14 protein-coding genes are annotated in these 23,068 nt (G+C 58.2%); 7 read left to right on the forward strand and 7 right to left on the reverse strand.

The window, feature by feature from the left end; translation table 11 throughout:
• Nucleotides 1-71: 71 nt before the first annotated feature.
• From RGV59_RS20800 to RGV59_RS20815, 4 genes are all read right to left on the reverse strand, one after another.
• The gene (locus RGV59_RS20800) at nucleotides 72-1,694 is read right to left on the reverse strand and encodes an acyl-CoA synthetase (RefSeq protein WP_017849126.1); all 1,623 of its coding nucleotides are present in this window, start codon (nucleotides 1,692-1,694) and stop codon (nucleotides 72-74) included.
• A gap of 123 nt (nucleotides 1,695-1,817) precedes the next feature.
• Entirely contained in the window at nucleotides 1,818-3,374 is a 1,557-nt protein-coding gene (gene gcvPB / locus RGV59_RS20805; RefSeq protein ID WP_102617097.1) for an aminomethyl-transferring glycine dehydrogenase subunit GcvPB, read from the reverse strand.
• Nucleotides 3,371-4,774 carry an aminomethyl-transferring glycine dehydrogenase subunit GcvPA gene (gcvPA, locus tag RGV59_RS20810; protein ID WP_102617098.1) on the reverse strand — a complete coding sequence of 468 codons (1,404 nt, stop codon included), beginning with the start codon at nucleotides 4,772-4,774 and terminating at the stop codon, nucleotides 3,371-3,373. The genes gcvPB and gcvPA overlap by 4 nt, the downstream gene beginning before the upstream one ends.
• A gap of 34 nt (nucleotides 4,775-4,808) precedes the next feature.
• Nucleotides 4,809-5,975 (reverse strand): ATP-NAD kinase family protein, encoded by a 1,167-nt coding sequence (locus RGV59_RS20815; RefSeq protein ID WP_017849123.1) that lies wholly within the window; start codon nucleotides 5,973-5,975, stop codon nucleotides 4,809-4,811.
• 162 nt (nucleotides 5,976-6,137) lie between these two features.
• Between RGV59_RS20815 and RGV59_RS20820 the strand changes: the two genes are divergently transcribed.
• From RGV59_RS20820 to RGV59_RS20835, 4 genes are all read left to right on the forward strand, one after another.
• Nucleotides 6,138-6,737 carry a TetR/AcrR family transcriptional regulator gene (locus tag RGV59_RS20820; RefSeq protein WP_102617099.1) on the forward strand — a complete coding sequence of 200 codons (600 nt, stop codon included), beginning with the start codon at nucleotides 6,138-6,140 and terminating at the stop codon, nucleotides 6,735-6,737.
• A 43-nt stretch (nucleotides 6,738-6,780) separates the two neighbouring features.
• Nucleotides 6,781-7,122, forward strand: a complete 342-nt coding sequence (locus RGV59_RS20825) for a hypothetical protein (protein WP_102617100.1) — start codon at nucleotides 6,781-6,783, stop codon at nucleotides 7,120-7,122.
• 277 nt (nucleotides 7,123-7,399) lie between these two features.
• Nucleotides 7,400-8,602 (forward strand): M48 family metalloprotease, encoded by a 1,203-nt coding sequence (locus tag RGV59_RS20830; protein WP_102617101.1) that lies wholly within the window; start codon nucleotides 7,400-7,402, stop codon nucleotides 8,600-8,602.
• The gene (locus tag RGV59_RS20835) at nucleotides 8,590-14,046 is read left to right on the forward strand and encodes a WGR domain-containing protein (protein ID WP_102617102.1); all 5,457 of its coding nucleotides are present in this window, start codon (nucleotides 8,590-8,592) and stop codon (nucleotides 14,044-14,046) included. Before RGV59_RS20830 ends, RGV59_RS20835 begins: the two co-directional genes overlap by 13 nt.
• Before the next feature lie 271 nt (nucleotides 14,047-14,317).
• Here RGV59_RS20835 and RGV59_RS20840 read toward each other — a convergent pair whose 3' ends face one another.
• Both RGV59_RS20840 and RGV59_RS20845 read right to left on the reverse strand, forming a co-directional pair.
• Nucleotides 14,318-15,667, reverse strand: coding sequence for an MFS transporter (locus RGV59_RS20840; protein ID WP_026140305.1), 1,350 nt, complete (start codon nucleotides 15,665-15,667; stop codon nucleotides 14,318-14,320).
• A 184-nt stretch (nucleotides 15,668-15,851) separates the two neighbouring features.
• Nucleotides 15,852-16,889, reverse strand: coding sequence for a LacI family DNA-binding transcriptional regulator (locus tag RGV59_RS20845; protein ID WP_102617103.1), 1,038 nt, complete (start codon nucleotides 16,887-16,889; stop codon nucleotides 15,852-15,854).
• A 280-nt stretch (nucleotides 16,890-17,169) separates the two neighbouring features.
• Here RGV59_RS20845 and RGV59_RS20850 point away from each other — a divergent pair, with 280 nt between their 5' ends.
• The 3 genes from RGV59_RS20850 to RGV59_RS20860 all read left to right on the forward strand — a co-directional run bounded on the left by RGV59_RS20850 (nucleotide 17,170) and on the right by RGV59_RS20860 (nucleotide 21,804).
• Nucleotides 17,170-18,954: an IlvD/Edd family dehydratase gene (locus tag RGV59_RS20850; protein WP_102617104.1), complete on the forward strand. Its 1,785-nt coding sequence runs from the start codon at nucleotides 17,170-17,172 to the stop codon at nucleotides 18,952-18,954.
• Nucleotides 18,955-19,024: 70 nt separating this feature from the next.
• The gene (locus RGV59_RS20855) at nucleotides 19,025-20,200 is read left to right on the forward strand and encodes a fumarylacetoacetate hydrolase family protein (RefSeq protein ID WP_017849115.1); all 1,176 of its coding nucleotides are present in this window, start codon (nucleotides 19,025-19,027) and stop codon (nucleotides 20,198-20,200) included.
• A gap of 17 nt (nucleotides 20,201-20,217) precedes the next feature.
• Nucleotides 20,218-21,804 (forward strand): aldehyde dehydrogenase (NADP(+)), encoded by a 1,587-nt coding sequence (locus tag RGV59_RS20860; RefSeq protein ID WP_126585242.1) that lies wholly within the window; start codon nucleotides 20,218-20,220, stop codon nucleotides 21,802-21,804.
• 221 nt (nucleotides 21,805-22,025) lie between these two features.
• Here RGV59_RS20860 and RGV59_RS20865 read toward each other — a convergent pair whose 3' ends face one another.
• Entirely contained in the window at nucleotides 22,026-22,898 is an 873-nt protein-coding gene (locus RGV59_RS20865; protein WP_102617107.1) for an ADP-polyphosphate phosphotransferase, read from the reverse strand.
• Nucleotides 22,899-23,068 lie beyond the last annotated feature (170 nt).

Raw genomic sequence — 23,068 nt, forward strand, 5'->3', positions numbered from 1 at the left:
ATACCGGGGTGGGCCAATCCCGCCTATGGGCAACATACGATCCACGCAGGTGTTTCCATGGGGCGTTTTTGTCAGAGTGCCTTGGCTCGGTCCCGCAGCAAATACTTCTGGATCTTGCCCGTCGAGGTCTTCGGCAGCTCGCCGAACACCACGGTCTTGGGTAGCTTGAAACCGGCCAGATGTTCACGACAGAACTGAATGACGTCGGCCTCGCGGGTGTCCTCATGATCGACTTTGAGCATGATGTACGCGCAGGGTGTTTCGCCCCATCTTTCGTCCGGACGTGCAACTACCGCCGCTTCCAGTACCGCAGGGTGGCGATAGAGAACGTCTTCGAGTTCGATGGTGGAGATGTTTTCGCCGCCGGAGATGATGATGTCCTTGAGACGATCCTTGATTTCGACATAGCCGTCGGGGTGGCGCACCGCCAGGTCGCCGGTGTGGAACCAGCCTCCTTTGAAGGCTTCGATCGTGGCTTCGGCGTTTTTCAGATATCCCTTCATCACCGTATTACCGCGCATGAAAATTTCACCCAGGCTGGTGCCGTCGCAAGGCACGGGTTCCAGGGTTTGCGGGTTGGCGACCATCAGCCCCTCTAGAGTCGGGTAGCGTACGCCCTGGCGTGATTTGATCTTCGCGCGCTCGCTCAGCGGCTGTTCATCCCAGTGCGCATGCCAGGCGCAAACCGTCACCGGGCCGTAGACCTCGGTCAAGCCATAGACGTGCGTGATCTTGATGCCCATTTCCTCGACCGCACCAATGACCTTGGCCGGCGGTGCAGCACCCGCGACCATGGCATTGACCGGATGATCGATGGCGGTCTTGGCCGAGTCCGGCAGGTTGACCAGTGCATTGAGGACAATCGGCGCACCACACAAATGGCTGATCTGATGCTCGTGAATCAGTGTGAGAATTTTTTGCGGGTCGACCCGTCGCAGGAACACGTGAGTACCCGCCAACGCGGTGACGGTCCACGGATAGCACCAGCCATTGCAGTGGAACATCGGCAACGTCCAGAGGTAAACCGGGTGATTACCCATGGCCCAGGTCATCTGATTGCCCAGGGCATTGAGGTAGGCGCCGCGGTGGTGATAAATCACGCCCTTTGGATTACCGGTGGTGCCGGAGGTGTAGTTGAGGGCAATAGCTTGCCACTCGTCCTCGGGCCATTGCCAGGCGAACTGCGGGTCGCCCTCAGCGAGGAACGCTTCGTAGTCCAGCGCGCTGACGGCACTGCCTTCGCCGTACTCCGGATCGTTCACATCCACCACCAGCGGCGGATTGGAAAGCCCGCTCAAGGCCTCACGGATCACCGCGTGGAACTCACGGTCGGTGATCAACACCTTGGCCTCGCCGTGCTCCAGCATGAAGGCAATGGCCTGCGCATCCAGACGCACATTCAGAGTATTGAGGATCGCGCCGGTCATCGGCACACCGAAGTGCGCTTCGAGCATCGCCGGGATGTTGGGCAGCATGACCGCCACCGTATCGCCCTTGCCTATGCCCCGCCGGCTGAGCGCACTGGCCAGGCGTCGGCAGCGCTCATAGGTTTGTTGCCAGTTGCGCCGCACAGCGCCGTGGATCACCGCTGGATACTGACCGTAGACAGAGGCCGTACGCTCGATGAAGCTCAGTGGCGAGAGGGCAATATGGTTGACTGACGAGGGCGCCAGGCCCGTTTCGAAAATCGACATGACGTTTTCCTGTGGGGAAGTCACCAGTCGTGTAGCGATGCTGGCAACCTCCGATGGCTGATTGTTAGCTCTGCCCAGGCTTCGATAACGTCCCCGCCTCATCGACGGGGACGTTGTAACGGCTCAGGCGGTCTGCTTGTTGTTTTTGCGCAGGTACGAGCGCCAGGTCATCGCCCAGCGTAGTGGATCTTCCAGCGGTGCAGCCTTCAACCGGTGGATCGCCTGGTTATGCGGCGACGTCTTGACGATCTCCGGATTCGAATAGGCTTCGCCGGAGATGTGCGCAAGCACTGCGATCCAGGTATCCAACGCTTCCTTGCCATACATTTCGCCCGCCTCGGGCGTGAAAGGCTCCGGCACCAACCACGGGTGATGACTGCTCCACATCGGATCAATGCCGAAATCGCTCATGCGATTCTGCACATCGTGGACGTCTACCCCAGTGTCTTCCTTGAGTTGCTCAAGACTGTAGCGTGTCATCTCCATCCGCGGACTGGTGGCCTCGGGATGGGAACGGGTTACGCCGCGTATCGCCAGCAGGCCTTTTTCCATGTAGTTGTTGGCCAGAACCGAGATGTCGGACGCTTCGGCCATGCCTTGCGCGCCCATGGCGCGCGACCACGCATACGCCTTGAGGATGACGGGAACGTTGCCCCAGAACTCACGGATCTTGCCAGCGCTCTGCGGACGATCGTAATCAAGGCTGTAGCGCTCACCATCGAACGCCACCACCGGTGCCGGCAGGAACGGCGCGAGTTCCGCCGAACAACCATAGGCCCCAACTGCCGGGCCCCCTACCCCACTTTTCGGTGCGCCGAATGTCTTGTGCAGCATGAACATGCACGCATCGAAGCCGAGTTCGCGAGCACGAATCTTGGTCATCGCACCGTTAAAGTTGGCGTGGTCGTAGAAGCACAGACCACCCGCCTCATGCACCACCCGCACCCACTCGCGGATTTCCGGGTTGTACACGCCCATGTCATCCGGGTTGTTGACCATCAGCGCTGCGGTGCGATCGGACACGGCGGCCTTGAGTGATTCGAGCGAGGGGTAACCGTTCTCCTCGATCATCAGCGTGATGACCTTGAACCCGGCGGCCGCGGCTGTGGCGGCACTGCTCGGGTGGGTCTGGATCGTGGTGATGATCTCGTCCCGTTGCGCCAGTTCGCCACGGGACGCGTGGTAGGCACGGGTCACGGCGCAGTTGGTGTAGGCCGCGTCGGCACCGCCACCCGCCTGGAAGATGAACTGATCCATCCCGGACAATTCGCGCAAAATCGTGTCCATGCCATGCATCACTTCCAGTGCGCCTTGCAGGGTGTCTTCGTCCTGATACGGATGTACGTGGGTGATTTCCGGGCGCCAGGCCATCGCCTCGTTTATCTGCGCGTTGTACTTCATGGTGCATGTGCCGAACAGGCTGATATTCATCATGCCCAGCGTCTGCTGCGACAAGCGCAGATAGTGATACAGAACCTCGGGCTCCGACATTTCCGGCAATGCCGGTTTGCGCGTGCGGCGCATGTTCGCTGGAATCAAGCCGTGGCCACTGCCGACAGCGGCTTGCACCTCGGCTTCCACGTCAGAAAAAATCACGCCGCGACGGCCGGGATAGCCCATCTCCAGAATGACCGGCTCGCTCCAGATGGGAGCGTGGTATTCCTTGAGTGTTGTGCTCATTGTGCGATTACCTTTTTGAGTGCTGCGGTCAGACGCTCGAGATCGGCTTGCGTGTGAATCTCGGTGACGCAATAAAGGGCGCTGGCGCCCAGCTCCGGGAAGTCCTGGGTCAGGTCCTTGCCGCCGAAGATCCCGAGGGCGAGAAGCCGCTTGTTGATGTCCTTCACGCTGAGTCCGGTGGCGTCGAAATTCACCACGAACTCCTTGAAGAAGCCGCCTGGAAACGTCACGCGGACACCTGGAATGTCAGCCAGCAACTTTGCGGCATAGTGAGCCCGCTGCAGGATGGCATTGCCCACGTCTTCAAAGCCTTGGGGGCCCATCATTGCCATGTACACGGCATTGGCGATGGCCCACATGTACACCGAGTGACCGGTCCAATCGTTGCCTTTGTCGCGCAGGCCGTAGGACGATTGCTCGAACAGGCTGAGGCCAAAACCGTATTCGCCGGGCTTGGTGGTTTCGGCGATGCTGATGAACAGGGTCGGGTACTGGTGGGCGTAGAGTTCTTCGTCGCGGGTGGCAATAAAACCGCTGACGCCGCCACCGCAATTCATATGCACCCCGAGCGGCTGCGTGGTACCGACCACGATGTCCGCGCCGAAATCGATCGGCGCGGCCAGCACGCCCAGCGAGATCGGGTCGACACCAACGATCACTTCGGCACCGACAGCATGGGCAATAGCGGCAATTTCGGCGCCTTGCTGTTCGATCACACCGAAGTAGGACGGGGTTTCGAAATACAAGGCCGCCGTTTGCTCGCCGATCGAGGCACGAAGGTGATCGAGATCCAGCAGTCCTGTGGCCGGGTCATAGTCGACCAGCCGGACGACAATGTGGCTCGGCATGTCGACCGGTTCGCAGTAGTTGCGAATGATCGACAGCCGCTCCGGGTCGATGGCGCGGACCACCGCCACCTCGTTGCGTCCGGTGATGCGCGTGGCCATGCGAATGGCGTGACCGGCGGCGCAGCCCCAGCTGCGCACTGGCAGTCCGACCAGGTCCATGTTCAGCAGCTCGCCTAGCTGGCTGCAGAACTCAAACCAGGCCTGGTTGCGGCCATGGTCGGAACTCGGCTCGCCGAATACCGACGTCAGCCACTCGTTGCGGCGCACAACCTCGTCGCACGCTGCAGGGACGTGATGCTGCCAGCAGCCGGCGCCCAGAAAGTTGAGGTTCTGTTCGCATGTCCTGTTCTTCGACAGCGTACTGACCAGATGCCGACGCAGTTCGCTCTCGTTCAGTGTCGGCGGCAAATCGATCGGACGTTGCAGGCGGTGGGCCTCGGGGATTTGCTGGAACAATTCCTCGATGCTGCCGACACCGATCGAATCGAGCATTTCCTGCTTGAGTGCGGGAACGGAGTTCGCCATGTAGGGGTGGGCGACATGATTACTCATGGGGTTATCCTCGTTTTTTGGATGGAACAAATGATCAGGATCGAACCCTGAAAAAGACGGACCGGTCGGGTCCTGTATGCACGCGTATATGGCCGCTGAGCATGGCGTCGACTTCAGCGTCACCGGTGTCGACGCGCAGGCAGCCGGCGTCGAGGGAAATCAACTTGTCCATTGAGGTGATCACGATGATGTTTTCGCGCCCGGTCCGGCGGATCACCTCGGCACTGATCTGCTGATTGCCGCGTCCGAACAAGCTGCCATGACCACCAAGCACACCGACGATGATGCGGGTTTCTTGACCTTCGATTAGATGGATCAACGCCTGCTCGTTGAGGTCGGCGCCAACCAACGCGCCGTCCATGACCGCGTCGACGCCGAGCAGAGTCGACGGCAGGCCGAGTTCGGTCATTATCCGCCGCGTCGTGGTGCCGGGGCCCAGCAGATAAAGCCAGCCAGCTTTCATCTGGCGGACGACCTGCCGGGCGACAGCGTCGAGCGCCAGGTTTTCATTGAGAACGGAGCCGGCCTTGGCGTTTTGCACCAAGTGCCGTTCGTGGGGGCTGCGGGCGTAGCCATAGAGCCGCGCCGAAACCTGATCGTTGCGCATGGCGGCTTCGTCGATATCCATGACCTCGGCTTCGCGAAAGCGCACCGAAGACTCGCCGGCAATGACGCGTGCGGCAAGATTTCCGGCGTTATCAGAATTGGTCCCGAACACCGCGGAGTACATTTTTACGCCGGTCGGGATCCCGAGAATGGGGACCCGGTCGTTGACCACGCCCAGCACATCGCGCGCAGTACCGTCACCCCCGGCGAAAAGAATCAGATCGACCGAGGCATACGCCATGACCAGCGCAGCATTGCGAGTGTCATCTGGCCGGCTTGATCCGGGAGACGGTGTGTATACGACAATGGGCTCGATACCTGCGGCGCGTGCCGCATCTTCACCCAGTTCCCCGGCGCCGGTGATCAGTTGAAATGGCGTGACCAAGGCCGCCAGGCGTTTGAGCGCAATAGAAGCCCGTTCGCTGGAAACGGGCACTGCGCCACGGCGTATCGCTTCCCGCAGAATGTCGGGACCATCGGTCCCTTTCAAGCCCACACGCCCGCCCATGCCGGCGACAGGGTTGACGATCAGCCCGATGGTTTTGCCCTGGCCCGCGCTACGGAGTGAAATATCAAAGTCGCGCTGCTCACGCATTGCTCAGTATCCTGTGCTGAATGACAGCGTTACAGAGCCGGTCGAGCATACCGCTCAGGCTCATTGCATACGCCTCGTATGTCAGTCACAATACGACATACGCTGCGTATGTCAACTCACATACGCCATGAATGTTAAATTTTTGATAAGGAAAAAGGACCGATGGCGCAGAAGCGTGCGGACATGATTACGGAGACCCGCGGCAAGCTGATCAAGGCGGCGCGGGACGCATTCGCTGCGAAGGGCTATGCGGACAGTTCGATGGATGATTTGACTGCTAAAGCCGGGCTGACCCGCGGCGCGCTTTACCATCACTTCGGTGACAAGAAGGGTTTGCTTCAGGCGGTCATCGCCCAGATCGATGAAGAGATGATGGCGCGTCTGTCGGTGATCATCGCGGAAGCCAGCACGACCTGGGATGGCTTCATCGATGAATCCATTGCTTACATCAAGATGTCCCTGGAGCCTGAGATCCAGCGCATTGTGTTCCTCGATGGCCCGTCGGTACTGGGTGATCCCTCGCAATGGCCGAGCCAGAATGCCTGCATCCGCAGCACTCAGCGCAGCATCCAGAAACTGATCGACGAAGGCACGATCCACGCGGTCAACACCGAAGCGACGGCACGTTTGATCATGGGCGCCCTGCTCGGCGCTTCCTTGTGGATTGCCAATGCCGAGGATTCGCAAACGGCGTCCGAGCATGTCGCCGAAAGCTTCCTGGCATTGGCTTCCGGATTGCTGCTGGAGAATAAAAAGGCGTAATTCTTGCTGCATGCAGAGGGGCAAGCTTCAGGGGCGATTCAGCATGCACAGTCAAACTCAACACTTCGACCAAATCATCGAGCACGCCGCCTCTTTGCGGCACTGGTCTCAGCACTACGACAAGCTGACGCCCGGTGCTTTCCATGGCTATCTGCAGGATGTGCAACTGCAGGGCGTGCGATTGTTCCGCGAAACCATGAGCAGTGGCGTGGCTCAGCACACCCATATGCCTGCCCGCTGCATAAACCTGCTGCTGCCGGTGAACCTGCCCGGTCCGTCCGACATCGCACCGAATCGAAGCATTCTGGCCGACGGCCTGAATTTCTTGCCCTATGACGGCGATTTTTTCTTTATCGCGCCACCGGATACCGACTACATCATGTAGACGACTTTTGATAGCTCCCAGCATCTACCCAGATCCCATGCAATGGCCTTCCATGTCCCGCTGAGTGGGCTGCTGATCTGCTTATGAACATCTGACATCGCCCACTTAATAAGATGCCATGTTCCGAACGGACACATGCACTTTCACAAGTATTTTCCCTTCCCCATAGGTATGCTCCGCGTTTATTACCGATCACTGATACCGGCATGCCAACCCAAGTCTCTGCTGCACAACCGCAGGATATGGAGCCGTATTCTCTCAAGGACGTTTGAACACAATGAGTACCCCCGCGCTGGACATCAGCAGCCTGACGCCACTGCCTTACCACCAGCGTGTGGTCGACTACCTGAAAGCCCATGAACCTGTCGTGTGGGAATGGGCCTCGTCCTTGGGCGTTCAGCAGGAGCATGCCCAGGATGTGCGCGCGCAATTGCTGCGTGACACCTATCGCCTGAGCCCCGAGACCCATCCGCAGGCCTATCAAGCCTGTGAAAAGGCGTTGCAGTGCTTGCAGATCAAGGCACCCGCAACCCTTTACCAGGCTGGCGACGGTGCGATGAATGCGAGTCTGTATTACCTGGCCGGTGAAGTGCATGTGGTGCTTTACGGACCGATTCTTGAGCGCCTGGATGCCCAGGAGTTGCTGGCGTTGCTCGGGCATGAGTTGGCTCATTACCGCTTATGGTCGGAGCACAGTGGCGACTTTCTCACCGCCGAGCGGATTCTCAATCATGCCATGGCCGATGTGAATACGCCGGCCAGCCTGGAACAGACCGCACGTCTATATAGCCTGTACACTGAAATCTATGCCGACCGCGGTGCCGCCCTGGTTGCCAATGGTCCAGAAGCGTCGATTACATCGCTGGTCAAGATTCACACCGGGATTGTCAGCGTTGATGCCACCAGCTACTTGAAGCAGGCCCGCGAGCTGGATGGCAAGGATGCACAGTTATCCCAGGCGATTTCCCATCCGGAGACGTTTCTACGCTCCCAAGCGGTGGACAGCTGGTGGCAGCGACTCCCGGATACGGATACCTGGCTGGATCGCCGGTTGCGCGGGCCGTTGTCGCTCAATCGCCTGGACGTGACCGATCAGGTCGAGTTGACCGCCCTCACCCGCAGCTTTATTGCCCATTTCATCGGCACGTCCGTGTTGCAATCGGAGGTTGTGCTCAACCAGGTGCGCGGTTTCTTTCCCGACTGGAGAGACAACGAAACGCCACTCGACCTAGCGACGCTGAATGCCGAGCGTATCGACACAAGCATCCATGAATACCTGCACTTCATCATGCTTGACCTGAGCCTGGTGGACCGCGACCTGCGGGATGATGCCTTGCTGCACGCGGCACGCACCGCCAAGAAACTCGGCAGCACCGATGACTTTATCAACGTGCTCAAGCGCGATATCAAATTACCAAAACGTGAGCTCCACCCGATCATTCGTATGCTCAACGCGGAGGTCGACACATGGACCCAGTAATCCAACCCGTCACATTCACTCAATTACTGAATAGCCACGATGGCGCTGCCTTGCCCATCGACGATGTGTTGTTCCTGGTGCTACCGCTGCTACGCCAAGTGGCGCAACTGCATGAACTGGGACGTGTCGCCCAGCTCAGTTATCTCGATGTGATACAGGGGCCGGAACGCACGCTGCAACTGCGCAATCCCGAGGGTGTCCCTCCGCGACTGGCGCTGGAAGCGATCAAGCAGGTGCAGCCCAATCCGGAATCGGCGCTTAACGTCGTCGGCAAAGTCCGCCTGATTCGGGATTCGGAAAGCGGCGTGACCATTACCGACCTGCAAGTCCAGGAAGATCTGCATCAAACCATCGACCACCCGGTGTTCCTCCCGGACCTGCACAGTTGGGAGCATCGCCTCGGGCACCACGATGAGATCACGGACATATTCCAGCTCGGCCAGTTGCTGGCGTGCCTGGCGTGCGGGCTGGATTTCGCCGATATCAATGACCTCAAGACGTTTGTCCGGCATCGTCGCAATCTGTTCCAGCTCAATGGCCGGCTCAGCCCCGTGCTGGCCAACCTGATCGTCGAGATGACTGAGCTCAACCGCCATGAGCGCGCCACTGATGTGGGCTCGCTGGCACGCCGCTTGAATTCCTGGCGCGAACAGCCGGCCAGCCTGGATGTCGAGCGTGTGTTGGCCCAGGCCGAAGGCCCGGCTTCGCGGCGCACTGTGGTGCTGGAACATCTGCGCAACCGGTTGTTTGACCTTTCGCGTCGCAATCGACTGCTGTATTTCCGGCCGACCCAAGCCAACATCAACTTGACCGTGGCCAGCGTTCCGTTGGTGATGCGCATTGAAAGTATCCGGCCCGAAGCGCTATGCACCTGGCAGCCCACCTTCGGCGGATTCTCCGAACAAGTGCTGAGCGGTAAACCTGTCGGCCTGCAGCAATGGCTACGGTTCGAAGACCAGACCTGGCTGCAGGCGTCGCTGGAGCGCATCATCCAAGAAACCCGCCGCGACCGCGCCGAATTCGGCTTCAGTAACCTTCGCCTGGTGGTGGCGTTCATGCGCTGGCACAACCTCAAGGACACGCCGGAAGAACGCATCGTCACCCCGCTGCTGTGGTTGCCGGTAGAATTGAGTCGCAAAAAAGGGGTACGTGACCAGTTCGTGTTGCAGTGCGACGAAAGCGAGGCCGAATTCAACCCGGTACTGCGTCATCAATTGCGTCAGCTCTACGACATCCAGTTGCCGGAAACCGTCGACCTACAAAAGACTTCGCTGGAAGACATCCACGCCGATATTGCGCGCCAGATCAAACTGACCGAGCCCGGCGTCGAGTTACGCCTGCAAAGCAAACCGCAAATCGAACTGATCCACCAAAAAGCCGTGCAGCATCTGCACCACTTCCAGCGCCGTCGTGCCCGCCAGCGCATGTCGACGCCTTTGGTGAAGCCGGATTTCAGCTACGACCGCGAAGATTTCCGTCCGCTGGGCCTGCAGTTGTTCCAGCAGAAGGTGCTGCCCAGCGAGTTGCCGCTGCGCCTGGCCGTAGGCGCCAAACCCGTTCTGCGCAACCAACACCCTCAGATGGTTGCCAGCAGCGCCGAAAACAGCACCTTCGCCATGCCCGAGAACCAGGGGCATCGCTACGCCTGGGACATAGACCTGACCCAGGTGACCCTGGCCAACTTCAATTATCGCAAGATGTCGCTGGTGCGTGACTATGCACAGTTGATCGACGAACCGGCGCAGAATGAAGCGTTTGACCGGATGTTCTCCATCGAGCCTCGGGACGTTGAGGTCCAGGCCCCCGACCCGACCCCGTTGCCGGAGCAGTGGAACGTGGTGGCGGGCGACGCCACGCAGAATGCTGCCGTCAGTCTGGCCCGTACCGGGCGTAACTTCATCATTCAGGGACCACCAGGCACCGGCAAATCCCAGACCATCACTAACCTGATCGCGGACTACGCCGGTCGCGGCCTGCGAGTGCTGTTTGTCTGTGAAAAACGTGCAGCGCTGGACGTGGTGTTCCATCGCCTGCAACAAAGTGAACTGGGTGAGTTGTGCTGCCTGATCCATGACTCCCAGACAGACAAGAAGGCCTTTGTGGGCAACCTGCGCGAGTGCTATGAGCGTTGGATCGCCGGTGATGCGCAGTCGTCGCAGTTGCAAGCCCGGCGTGACACCTTACTGGCTGGCCTTAGCCAACAGCTGGGCTTGATAGAGCGTTTTGAACAGGCAATGCGTGGGGTGCCGGAGTCCTTGGCATGCTCGGTACGCGAGTTGGTACGTCATCTGATCGAACTGCCGCCCGTTGCTGCCAAGCTGCCCCCCGAAGCCTTGGAACGTTTACCCGAATGGCGTTATTGGCAGGCACAAAGCGAACTGAACGGTCGCGTGTATCAGGCGATCAAAGAACGTTTCGGCCTCGACAGCTTCGCACATCATCCTTTCAGCCATTTGGCCTCAAGCCTGATTACCCACGAACATGCGTATGGCCAACTCAAGGCGTTCCTGGATGAAGCCAGTGGGCTGATGGACAGCGTCGAGCAATTCCTGGAGTCATCGTCGAGCCTGTTGTCCGGGGACACCCGCCTGGCGGATGCGTGCGTCCTGACCCAGGCCGCCGAACAATTGACCAGCGCCAACCTGGCAGCGCACCTCAACCTGCTGGAACCGGGCTCATCAGGCGCCCAAGCGCTGCACGCCGAGCAGGCGGCGTTGCAAGCACTAGCCGTACAGCAACACAACGCCCGTGAATCCACCCACCACTGGCGTGAAAAACTCGCGCCCCAGGACACCCAGGCTGCCATTGATCTGGTTCAGCGGCTGGAAGGCTCGCTGCTGCGTTGGCTGCAACCCGCCTGGTGGCGGCTGCGCGGTGAATTACAACGACGCTACGACTTCAGTCAGCACGCGATTCGACCCAGTTTCCGGAGCGTGCTAGACAACCTGGCCGGCGAGCATCGCGCCACTGCCGAGCTGCACGCCGAGCAGCAACACTTGCAAGACCGTTATGGCATCCCGGATATCGACCTGTTCGTGCATAACCTGCAAGTTTTGCTCCAGCAACTGAGCGCATCACCGCTGTTGCGCCAATGGGTTGAGGGCCTGCGGGGTAATCCGGACGCCCTGCCCGGTGTACGCCAGGAAGCCAGCCTGCGCCAGCCGGTGGCGCGCTTGGCCGAGCTGGTCGCGCAACATTGTGTGTTCGACCCGGCGCTGAGCCTGGGCGAGTTGGCCGAGTACCTGCGCGATCTGCGTGAAGAACTCGACGAACTGCCCGACACCCTGCCCCTGCTCAATGAGCTGCACCAAGCCGATCCTGTCTGCCTGGCGGTCGTGCAACAGTACGCCTTGGCGCAACGCGCGCTGGACGGTTTGATTGCCCAGGAAAACCTGACCCGCCTGTACCGCGCCAATCCGCAGCTGGCGCGCTTCGACGGCCCGGCCTTGAGTTTGGCCGCGCGCCAGATCAGCCAGGCTGAATGCAACCTGCTCAAAAGCAATGCCAACGTGCTTAGCGCCACGTTGCACCAGCGTTTTCTGGAGCATGTGAAGCAATCGGCGATGTCGGTGACTCAACTCGACGCCCAGGCCCGCGAGTTCAAGAAAGCCTACGCCAAAGGCCGCCGTGAACTGGAACACGAGCTGGGCAAGACCATGCGCTATCGCTCCATTCGCGAAATGGCGAGTGGCGACAGTGGCCGCGTGATCAACGACCTCAAGCCCATTTGGTTGATGAGCCCGCTGTCGGTGTCCGACACGCTGCCTTTAACACCGGACCTGTTTGACGTGGTGATTTTCGACGAAGCCAGTCAGATCCCCAGTGAAGAAGCCGTGCCTGCACTGAGCCGTGCGCAGCAGGTGATTGTGGTCGGTGATGAGATGCAATTGCCACCGACCAACTTCTTCTCCAGTGCCGGCGACCAGGACGATAACGAACTGATTGCCATGGAGGATGGCGAACAGATCGCAATCAACCTTGATGCCGACAGCCTGCTGAGCCAAGCCGCGCGAAACTTGCCGGCAACCCTCCTGGCCTGGCACTACCGCAGTCGCCACGAAGCCTTGATCAGTTTTTCCAACGCGGCGTTCTACGAAGGGCGGCTGATCACCATTCCCGACCGTCGTATCGAGCGCCCTGCCCCGGCCCAAACCGCACTGGACTCCATGGACGCCCAGGCTGTCATCCGGGGCGCCGACACGCTGCTCGACAGCCCGATCAGCTTCTTGAAGATGAGCGACGGTGTCTACCTCAGCCGCAGCAACCTGGCCGAAGCGCGGTATATCGCCAACCTGGTACGGGAGCTGCTGCAACGGGAGACTGGTCTGAGCCTGGGTGTCGTGGCCTTTTCCGAGGCCCAGCAAGGCGCCATCGAGCAGGCCCTGGAAGACTTGGCCAGCGGCGACTCGGCCTTTGCCACACGACTTGAGCGCGAGTATGTGCGTGAAGATGCTGGGCAATTCAATGGCCTGTTCGTCAAGAACCTGGAGAACGTCCAGGGGGATGAGCGTGATGTGATCATCCTGAGCATCTGCTACGCGCCAGGACCGAACGGCAAGATGCTGATGAACTTCGGCCCGATCAACCAGCGTGGTGGGGAAAAACGCCTTAATGTGATCTTCAGTCGCGCCCGCAAGCGCATGGCGATTGTCTCCAGCATTGAGTCCGAAGCCATCACCAATACCCACAACGATGGTGCCGCCGCACTGCGTGCATTCCTGCAGTTCGCCCAGGCCAGTGCCAGCGGGGATGCGTCGCGCTCCCAGGGTATCCTCGCCAACCTCAATCCAGGCGCCAAGCAGTCCTTTGCCGTCAGCCTGCCCAAGGACCACCTGCGCGGCGCCCTCGCTGCCGCGTTGCGCAAACGCGGGCATTCGGTTCAGGAATATGTCGGACGTTCGCAGTTCCGCTGCGACCTCGCGATCAGTGACGCCAGTGGTGAACACTTCAGCCTCGGCGTACTGCTGGACGGTAATACGGCGGCCGCCGCTGACGTACGTGAGCGCTACATTTTCCGCCCGACGGTACTGCGCAGCTTCGGTTGGAAGATCATCGACGTGCTCAGTAATGACTGGCTGCGCGACCAAGAAGAGGTGCTCAATCGCATCGAAGCGTTACTAAGGGGCGAGGAAGCCGCTGCACTTCCAGAACCGGAACAGCCAGAGGAAACCAGCGAGATCCAAGCCCAGCCGCCAGTCACCACTGAAGCGACACCCTTGATGCGCGAGTTCACCTTTGGTGAAGGCAATTCCAACAAGTTCTGGCGTATCGGCGTCACCGAGGCTGAGGTGGTGGTGAATTTCGGCCGTATCGGCACCAAGGGCCAAACCCTGATCAAGTCCCTCGACAGTCCCGAACGCGCTTTGCGTGAGGCGGAAAAGCTAATCGCGGAGAAACTGCGCAAAGGGTATCAAGAGCAGGCGGGTTCAATCACCCCGGGGTGAGCTGAGTCGGTCCAGCATGAATGAGACAAGCGCCTTCAATCCTTCAATAGATGCCAGGTCGCCAATACACCCTATGCTGACTGGTATCTCTCATCAGGTACCGCACACTCCTGAACACCAGAAAAAAATGAGCTGAGTAAAACGAACAGCAGAAGCGCGGCGTCCCAGAAAATTTATATTCGTACGCGCTACAGCCCAAGAGATTTCCCATCCTGCCGGCGACCCAAGGTCGTCGGCAGGATGAGGCATATCCGGCTATTAGCCGGATAAGTCACGCTTTTTCTGTGGAGAGCATCGACTTCGGGATCAGCAGAATCAGCACGCAGCTAACGAACAAGCAACCGCCGAGGACATAGGTGCCGTTATTCATGTCTCCTGTCAATGTCTCTGCCATGGCAGTAATCATGGAACCGGTAAATCCCGAGAGATTGCCAATTGCGTTGATCATGCCAATACCCGCCGCTGCCGCCACACCGGACAATACCGTGCCTGGCAGTGTCCAGAAAATCGGCATCAGGCTCAGCAAACCTGAGGCGGACACGCTGAGGAAGAAAATCGACACCGGCAGGTTATGGGCAAAGATCGCGCTGCAAATCAACCCGATCCCACCAATGAATGCTGGTATAGCCGCATGCAGTCGGCGCTCGCCGGTTTTGTTGGAATGCCAGGCGTTGAGTGTCATGGCCACAATGGCGGTCGCGTAGGGAATCGCCGTCAGCAAACCAATGTGCAGCGTATTGGAAACGCCCGTGGCCTTGATGATAGTGGGCATCCAGAACGCCAGACCGTAAAAACCGGTGTTGAAGGTCAGCAGTATCAGTACCAACAACCACACTCGCCCATTGAAGATCACATCTCGAAGGCTCGACGCCTTTTTCGTGTTATCCCGGTCGAGGTTATTTTTGAGCATGTTTTTTTCTGCAGCGGTCAGCCATTTGGCGTTGTCGATTTTATCGACCAGCAAGGTCACCACTACCACCGCCATGATCAACGACGGAATACCCTCAATGATCAACATCCACTGCCAGCCAGCCATGGCATGCACTCCCTGCATCGCACCCATCAACCAGCCGGACAGAATCCCGCCCAAGGTCAGGCTGATCGGCATGGCCATCAGAAAGCCCGCCATTACTCGGCTCTGCCGATGGGTGGGAAACCAGTAGTTGAGGTAGAGAATCACGCCTGGGAAAAAGCCGGCTTCGCATATCCCCAGCAGGAATCGCAGCACGTAGAACATGGTTTCCGATTCGATGTGGAAGAACCGGGCTAGCGGCACGGTAAACGCCACAGCCATGGAGACAATGCTCCAAGTAATCATGATTCGAGCGATCCAGAGGCGCGCGCCAAAGCGATGAAGGAACAGGTTGCTAGGCACTTCGAAGAGGAAATAGCCCCAGAAGAAGATGCTTGCACCGAGCGCGTAGACGGTATTGCTGAATTGCAGATCGTTGAGCATATCCAGCTTGGCAAAGCCGATATTGACCCGATCCAGGTACGCCGCCATGTAGCAAAACAGCAGGATCGGCAGAATACGCAAGATGACCTTTCGGTAGGTACGATCCTCAGAGGTAAGCTCCGCCGAGCCCTCTCCTGCGAGAGGACGCTGAGATACTGATTCCATGTGTTGACCTCAAGGCATGTTGTCATGCCGATTGTTTTTGTTTTGGCTTGCGACCTTGAGCTCCTCGGACTGACCTGGGGCAATCCTACGGATAAAAGGAAACTGCAAGTTGGCGTGTTACCGGTAACATTTTTAATTTAGCAATTAGTTTCAGAGCAAAGCAAGCAGGCTCGATTAATAATTTTTAGGTGCTTTCACGCGCCAGGATTTTGAATTCGACGACGTCACGTTCCCGCGGACGTGGTAGTCCAAGGCGCTGCGCAGCGGCGCTGGCGACAAGCAATTGGCCCGCGCGCCAGCCAATTCCATACGGATCCACCGCGACGGTGGTAATGGTCGGAGTGCAATACCGTGACACTTCGAAGTCTCCGAAGCCTGCGATAGCAATGTCCTCGGGGACACGTCGACCCTGTCGATGGCACTCCATGATTGCCCCGAACGCCGACAGGTCACTCACGCACATCACTGCTTCCGTATCCGGCCATTTTTTCAGCAGTCGCTTCACGGACTCTCCGCCATGACTCATTGTGATGGGTGACTCGCCATATTCCATTACCCTTGGCTCCCCTGCCCCCAACGCTGCGACGGCCTGAAGATATCCCTGCTGCCGTTGCTGGCCGCGGTGGTCGAGAACTGACGCCCCCCCGATGTAGCCGATTCGCCGATAGCCTTGCTGATGCAAGTGCTCGTACAACGCGGCAGCGGCCGACACGTTACAAAATCCAACTGATTGCTCAATAGGATCGGTTGGAATATCCCAAGTCTCAACAACGGGAACTTGCGCTTGGCGCAGTAGCTTACGGGTTTCGTCCAAATGTGCGCTGCCCGTCAACATCACCCCTACCGGCCGATGACGCAGCAGCGTGCGTACCAGCAACGCCTCCTGCTCCAAGTGGTAGTCCGTGTCACCCAACAGCAGGCATAGGCCATGTTCACTGACAGCATCATTCAGGCCGCGCACGGTATCGGCAAAGTTCGAGCTCGCCAATGACGGCACCAAAGCCACGATAAATTCCGAACGTCCGGTCGACAGGGTTCCGGCAGAGGCATCAGGCAGGTATCCCAGGCTTTCAATCGCCGCGAGAACAAGCTTTTGCGTTCGCTCTGACACATCCCGACCGGCCAAGACCCGGGAAACCGTCATCTTTGAAACACCGGCCAATTTGGCGACGTCGGCCATTCGCGGCGGCGTGGTGATTTTGCCTGAATCCTCGTAACTCATGGACGTCCTGTTTTCCTGAAAATGACCGGGCGGTTTATAAAAATCGACGCCGAAAACACTGATGGTCGCTGATTATACATGGGCGTTGACAGGCCGACCTCTGCTCCTTGCAGGGGTGACCCGAGCCCGTTCAAACATCGACATTGGGTCTTTACAAATAAAATGTTACCGGTAACATCAAGCCATTCGAACGCCGACGGATGCTGAGCAATCCCCATTCTTGTCGCCACCTGCGGTAGTTCACTTTCCGTCGATATGCCTCTAACAAGAGATAAAACCCATGCCTGAAAACACTCCTCTGCCCCTGCGAAGTCAACAATGGTTTGACGATCCAAGTCATGCAGACATGACCGCGCTTTACGTCGAACGCTTCATGAACTACGGCATGACACGCGAGGAGCTGCAATCGGGTCGTCCCATCATCGGCATCGCCCAAACCGGTAGCGATCTCGCACCGTGCAACCGTCATCACCTCGAACTCTCGCAGCGCACCAAAGCGGGTATTCGCGATGCGGGTGGCATTCCCATGGAGTTCCCCGTGCATCCTATGGCCGAACAGACCCGGCGTCCCACTGCCGCGCTGGATCGCAACCTAGCTTACCTGGGGCTGGTCGAAATTCTTCACGGATACCCGCTTGATGGTGTGGTGCTGACAACAGGCTGCGACAAGACCACACCGGCTTGCCTCATGGCGGCGGCGACAGTTGATATTCCGGCCATCGTACTGTCTGGGGGGCCGATGCTGGATGGACACCACAAGGGCAAGTTGATTGGCTCCGGCACGGTGCTGTGGCATGCGCGCAACTTGCTCGCCAGCGGTGAGATCGATTACGAAGGGTTCATGGAAATGACCACTGCAGCCTCTCCTTCCATTGGTCACTGCAACACCATGGGCACCGCATTGTCGATGAACGCTCTTGCCGAAGCGTTGGGCATGTCCCTGCCCGGCTGCGCGAGCATTCCGGCAGCCTATCGTGAACGCGGTCAGATGGCCTATGCCACTGGCAAGCGCATCGTCGACATGGTTCGTCAGGATATTCGCCCATCCCAGATCATGACCCGCGAAGCCTTTGAGAATGCCATTGCCGTGGCATCAGCTTTGGGTGCCTCCACCAATTGCCCGCCACACCTCATCGCAATCGCGCGACACACCGGTATCGATTTAAGTTTGGAAGACTGGCAACGTATCGGTGAAGACGTTCCGCTGCTGGTTAACTGCATGCCAGCTGGCAAATACCTTGGCGAAGGATTTCACCGCGCGGGCGGTGTACCGGCAGTCATGCACGAACTGCAGAAAGCCGGACGACTGCACGAAGACTGCAACACGGTCTCAGGCAAGACCATTGGCGAGATAGTTAGCACTGCGGCGGCCAGCGATACCGATGTGATCCACACGTATGAAGACCCCTTGATTCAGCGAGCCGGGTTCATCGTGTTAAGCGGTAATTTCTTCGACAGCGCCATCATGAAGATGTCAGTGGTGGGCGAAGCGTTCCGCAAAACCTACCTGTCAGAACCTGGCGCGGAAAACAGTTTCGAGGCCAGGGCCATCGTTTTCGAAGGCCCTGAGGACTATCAGGCCCGAATCAATGACCCCGCACTGGACATCGACGAGCGCTGCATTCTGGTCATTCGCGGCTGCGGTACCGTGGGTTATCCGGGCAGCGCCGAAGTGGTCAACATGGCACCACCCGCAGCACTGATCAAACGTGGCATCGATTCCCTTCCTTGCCTGGGTGATGGGCGCCAAAGCGGTACCTCGGCAAGTCCGTCGATTCTCAACATGTCCCCTGAAGCTGCCGTCGGCGGCGGAATAGGGTTACTGGAGACCAACGATCGGCTTCGCGTCGATCTCAATGCTCGTCGAGTCGATCTACTGGTGGATGAAAGCGAAATGGCACGTCGCCAGGCGGCGTTTAAACCATCCATCCTCGCTTCGCAAACCCCATGGCAGGAACTCTATCGACAACAGGTCGGCCAGCTCTCCACTGGCGGTTGCCTAGAGCCTGCGACCTTGCACCTGCGAGTCATTGCGCGCAGCGGCGATCCACGTCATTCCCACTGATTCGTTCTTTTTGCAAAGGGTGTTGTCCATGTCCCAAATAATCGCTGTAACGACATTGTCGGGTTTGAATATGCTGGCTAAAGACCTCGGTCAAGGCACCTGGATCAGTCGCGTATGGATTCCTGGCGCCACGGCAGGGCCTGCCGTTGTACTGCTCAAGGACGGCCAGGTCTATGACATCAGCGTCCGGGTGGCTACCGTTTCGGCCCTGCTTGAACTCGATGACCCCGTGCAGTACCTGCGCCGCTTGCCATTGGAGCAGCCGTTGATCAGCCTGGACGACCTGCTGAAAAACAGCGATGCGGCCTTACGCGACGCAACACAACCCTGGTTGCTAGCGCCGATCGACCTGCAAGCGGTCAAGGCCGCTGGCGTGACTTTCGCCACCAGCATGCTCGAACGCGTGGTTGAAGAGCAGGCCAAGGGCGACCCAGCCAAAGCCGACAGCATTCGCGCAACCCTGGTAGACAGCATCGGTGCTGACCTGGGGCAGATTGTGCCGGGTTCCGCGCAAGCCGCCGCGCTCAAAGAGGTGCTGATCAGTCAAGGCATGTGGTCGCAGTACCTAGAAGTGGGCATTGGCCCGGATGCAGAGATATTCACCAAGGCTCAGCCACTGTCAGCGGTGGGTTATGGTTCGGACATCGGCATTCACCCCAAGTCCAGCTGGAACAATCCAGAGCCTGAAGTGGTATTGGCCGTTTCCAGTAGGGGCAAGATTCAGGGCGCTACGCTGGGGAATGACGTCAATCTTCGTGACTTCGAAGGGCGGAGTGCCCTGCTTTTGTCCAAGGCCAAAGACAACAACGCATCGACCGCGCTTGGGCCATTTATCCGACTGTTCGATGAGACCTTCGGTATCGAGGACGTGCGCGCGGCGGAAGTTGCACTTCGAGTTGTCGGCGAGGATGGTTTCATCATGGATGGCAGCAGTTCCATGAATCAGATCAGCCGCGATCCGCAGGATCTGGTGGCGCAAACGCTCAATGAGAACCATCAATACCCGGACGGCTTCGTGCTGTTTCTGGGCACCCTGTTTGCCCCCAAGCAAGATCGCGATCAGCCCGGCGCAGGCTTTACCCATAAAGAGGGAGACATGGTTGCCATCAGCAGCGCCAAATTCGGCACGCTGGTGAACCGGGTGACAACGAGCGACCAAGCTCCAGCATGGCAAATGGGTTACCTCGCCCTGCTCGACAACCTGCACAGTCGTGGCTTGGTTTCTGCCGCGTTCAAGCCACGCTAGCCTCAACGAGAATGCCTATGAACTCTTACACCGGACACAATTTTATCAATGGCGCACGCAGCGCCCTAGGAGACGTTCGCCTGTCAAGCTTCGACGCCAACACGGGAGAGCAATTACCGGGATATTTTGCCGAAGCTACTCAAGAGGAAGTGGACGCTGCAGCCCTAGCGGCGGCAGCGGCTTACCAGCCTTACCGCATGCTGCCTGCAAGCCGGCGCGCCGCGTTTCTCGAAGCAATCGCCGATGAACTTGACGCCCTGGGTGACGCGTTCATCACGGTCGTATGCCAAGAAACGGCATTACCGGCCGCACGTATTCAAGGTGAACGCGCCCGTACCAGTGGCCAGATGAGACTGTTCGCCAAGGTGCTGCGACGCGGTGATTTCTACGGTGCACGAATCGATCGAGCCCTACCGGATCGCCTGCCTCTGCCACGTCCCGACTTGCGCCAGTACCACATAGGTATCGGCCCAGTCGCTGTATTTGGCGCTAGTAATTTCCCTTTGGCGTTCTCCACCGCCGGTGGCGATACCGCCGCCGCTCTGGCGGCGGGTTGCCCAGTCGTATTCAAGGCACACCCTGGCCACATGGCAACAGCCGAATGGGTCGCCTTGGCGATCATTCGCGCTGCCGAACAGACTGAGATGCCTGCGGGTGTTTTCAACATGATTTATGGCGGAACCGTCGGCGCCTGGCTGGTGCAACATCCGGCCATTAAGGCAGTCGGTTTCACCGGTTCGCTCAAAGGTGGCCGGGCATTATGTGACATGGCTGCGGCACGTCCAGAGCCAATTCCAGTGTTCGCAGAGATGTCGAGCGTTAACCCGGTATTTGTGCTGCCTGAGGCGCTCAAAACTCGGGGCGCGAAAATTGCGGCTGAACTCAGCGCATCTGTGGTTCAAGGTGCTGGACAGTTCTGCACTAAACCGGGAATGGTGATCGGAATACGCTCTCCCGAGTTCGATGCGTTCCTCGATGATCTGACCCAGCAGATCAACGCTCAACCTACACACACGATGCTCAACGCCGGCGGGCTGTACAATTACTCCGATGGCTTAACCCGCCTGCATAATCATCCGCAGATCCACCATAGAGCAGGGCATCCTCAAGAAGGTACTCAGGCTCATCCACAGTTGTTCGAAGCCGATGCCAAACTACTGATCAACAGAGACGAACTGCTCCAAGACGAGGTGTTTGGCCCGGTGGTCGTCGTCGTTGCAGTAAACGACCGGCAACAACTGCAGCAAGCGCTGCAAGGCTTGCAGGGACAACTGACCGCGAGCTTGATCGCCGAACCTGAGGATCTGGCCGCGTTTTCCGAGTTGATTCCTTTACTCGAACTGAAGGCTGGTCGCCTGTTACTTAATGGATACCCAACGGGTGTTGAGGTCTGCGATGCAATGGTTCATGGCGGCCCCTACCCGGCAACGTCAGATGCCCGAGGCTCGTCTGTGGGAACGCTGTCGATCAATCGTTTCTTGCGACCAGTTTGCTTCCAAAACTACCCCGACAACCTGCTCCCGGACGCGTTAAAAAACGTCAACCCGCTCGGAATTCTACGTTTGATCGATGGTGTCAGCACCAACAAGGTCTTGGGTATATGATTTTTCGAGGGGATTCGGACACAACCAAATCATCCTGCGAGGTGTTCGCGCAGCCTAAGGAGTAAGTACCTAATTCACTGTTAAGAACCGCCACCAGATAGGGGCTGCTTACTCACAGCCTCTCTTGTTGTTATGCATCTCGCTGGGCTACCCGATCGATCTGGGCATGCTCGAAAAACTGCTGCAATGGGTATTCAACCGCACCGGCGTGTTGATCTCGATTATTCTTCTAGAAGCTGCTTGCGAATATTCAGCAGTTCTTGATGACGCTCCTCACTGGTCTTTGGATATGACATTTTCAGCCCATCCAGCACATCGGAAAATATCTGAGATACGATCAGTCGGGCATTTTTCTTGTCATCGGCAGGCACAACATACCAAGGCGTCTCAGTCGTGCTCGTAGCACTAAGACATTTTTCGTAAGCCTGCATATAGTCTTTCCAATACTTGCGTTCCTCGATATCCGCCGCACTGAATTTCCAGTTTTTTTCCGGCTTGTCGATGCGATCCAGGAAGCGTTTTCGTTGCTCTTCTTTCGACAGATGGAGAAAAAATTTGATGATGCGCGTTCCGTTACCTGTCAGGTGGCGCTCCAAATTGGAGATCGAACGATATCGCTCCCGCCAGACAGTACTCTTGTTTTCAAGAGCATCCGGGAGGCCCTCGCTTCGGAGAATCTCCGGATGGACACGCGCAATCAGTACCTCCTCATAGTACGACCGATTGAATATGCCAATCCGCCCGCGCTCCGGTAGATTGCGTGTGGTTCGCCATAGAAAATCGTGCTCCAGTTCTGCCGCGCTGGGATGCTTGAAACTGAATACTTGGCAACCTTGCGGATTCACCCCTGACATCACATGTTTGATGGCACCGTCTTTTCCTGCCGCATCCATCGCCTGGAAAATCAGCAGAATGGCATAGCGATTGGATGCGTAAAGAAGCTGTTGCTGCGCGCTCAATTGCGCAACATGCGCTCTCAGAAGTTTGCGATATTGTTGCTTTGACTTGTAGAAAGGTTCCACTTTGGTCGGCCACTTGTGGAGATTGACCTTGTCGCCTTCCCGTACTCTAAAATCCGCCGAATTTATTTTCATATTCCGCCTTTCGGTGCCGCCGGCGCGGTGACTGGTTGTCTTGAAGCTGCATTGGCAACTCGCCATCTGCTCAACGCAACCTTCAAAGTGTCGTTCAGAATTAGACTGGAGACTAGCGCATAACCAAATATTGCGAGCATCTGCCATCCTGGCAATACGTTGGGCCTGGT

The organism is Pseudomonas sp. FG1, from assembly GCF_034313875.1.
Classification (GTDB): Bacteria; Pseudomonadota; Gammaproteobacteria; order Pseudomonadales; family Pseudomonadaceae; genus Aquipseudomonas; species Aquipseudomonas veronii.

What these genes read in the sequence shown, in the direction of transcription:
- RGV59_RS20800 (WP_017849126.1), bottom strand. Translation starts at nt 1,694, where the DNA reads ATGTCGATTTTCGAAACGGGCCTGGCGCCCTCGTCAGTCAACCATATT.
- gcvPB (WP_102617097.1), bottom strand. Translation starts at nt 3,374, where the DNA reads ATGAGCACAACACTCAAGGAATACCACGCTCCCATCTGGAGCGAGCCG.
- gcvPA (WP_102617098.1), bottom strand. Translation starts at nt 4,774, where the DNA reads ATGAGTAATCATGTCGCCCACCCCTACATGGCGAACTCCGTTCCCGCA.
- RGV59_RS20815 (WP_017849123.1), bottom strand. Translation starts at nt 5,975, where the DNA reads ATGCGTGAGCAGCGCGACTTTGATATTTCACTCCGTAGCGCGGGCCAG.
- RGV59_RS20820 (WP_102617099.1), top strand. Translation starts at nt 6,138, where the DNA reads ATGGCGCAGAAGCGTGCGGACATGATTACGGAGACCCGCGGCAAGCTG.
- RGV59_RS20825 (WP_102617100.1), top strand. Translation starts at nt 6,781, where the DNA reads ATGCACAGTCAAACTCAACACTTCGACCAAATCATCGAGCACGCCGCC.
- RGV59_RS20830 (WP_102617101.1), top strand. Translation starts at nt 7,400, where the DNA reads ATGAGTACCCCCGCGCTGGACATCAGCAGCCTGACGCCACTGCCTTAC.
- RGV59_RS20835 (WP_102617102.1), top strand. Translation starts at nt 8,590, where the DNA reads ATGGACCCAGTAATCCAACCCGTCACATTCACTCAATTACTGAATAGC.
- RGV59_RS20840 (WP_026140305.1), bottom strand. Translation starts at nt 15,667, where the DNA reads ATGGAATCAGTATCTCAGCGTCCTCTCGCAGGAGAGGGCTCGGCGGAG.
- RGV59_RS20845 (WP_102617103.1), bottom strand. Translation starts at nt 16,889, where the DNA reads ATGAGTTACGAGGATTCAGGCAAAATCACCACGCCGCCGCGAATGGCC.
- RGV59_RS20850 (WP_102617104.1), top strand. Translation starts at nt 17,170, where the DNA reads ATGCCTGAAAACACTCCTCTGCCCCTGCGAAGTCAACAATGGTTTGAC.
- RGV59_RS20855 (WP_017849115.1), top strand. Translation starts at nt 19,025, where the DNA reads ATGCTGGCTAAAGACCTCGGTCAAGGCACCTGGATCAGTCGCGTATGG.
- RGV59_RS20860 (WP_126585242.1), top strand. Translation starts at nt 20,218, where the DNA reads ATGAACTCTTACACCGGACACAATTTTATCAATGGCGCACGCAGCGCC.
- RGV59_RS20865 (WP_102617107.1), bottom strand. Translation starts at nt 22,898, where the DNA reads ATGAAAATAAATTCGGCGGATTTTAGAGTACGGGAAGGCGACAAGGTC.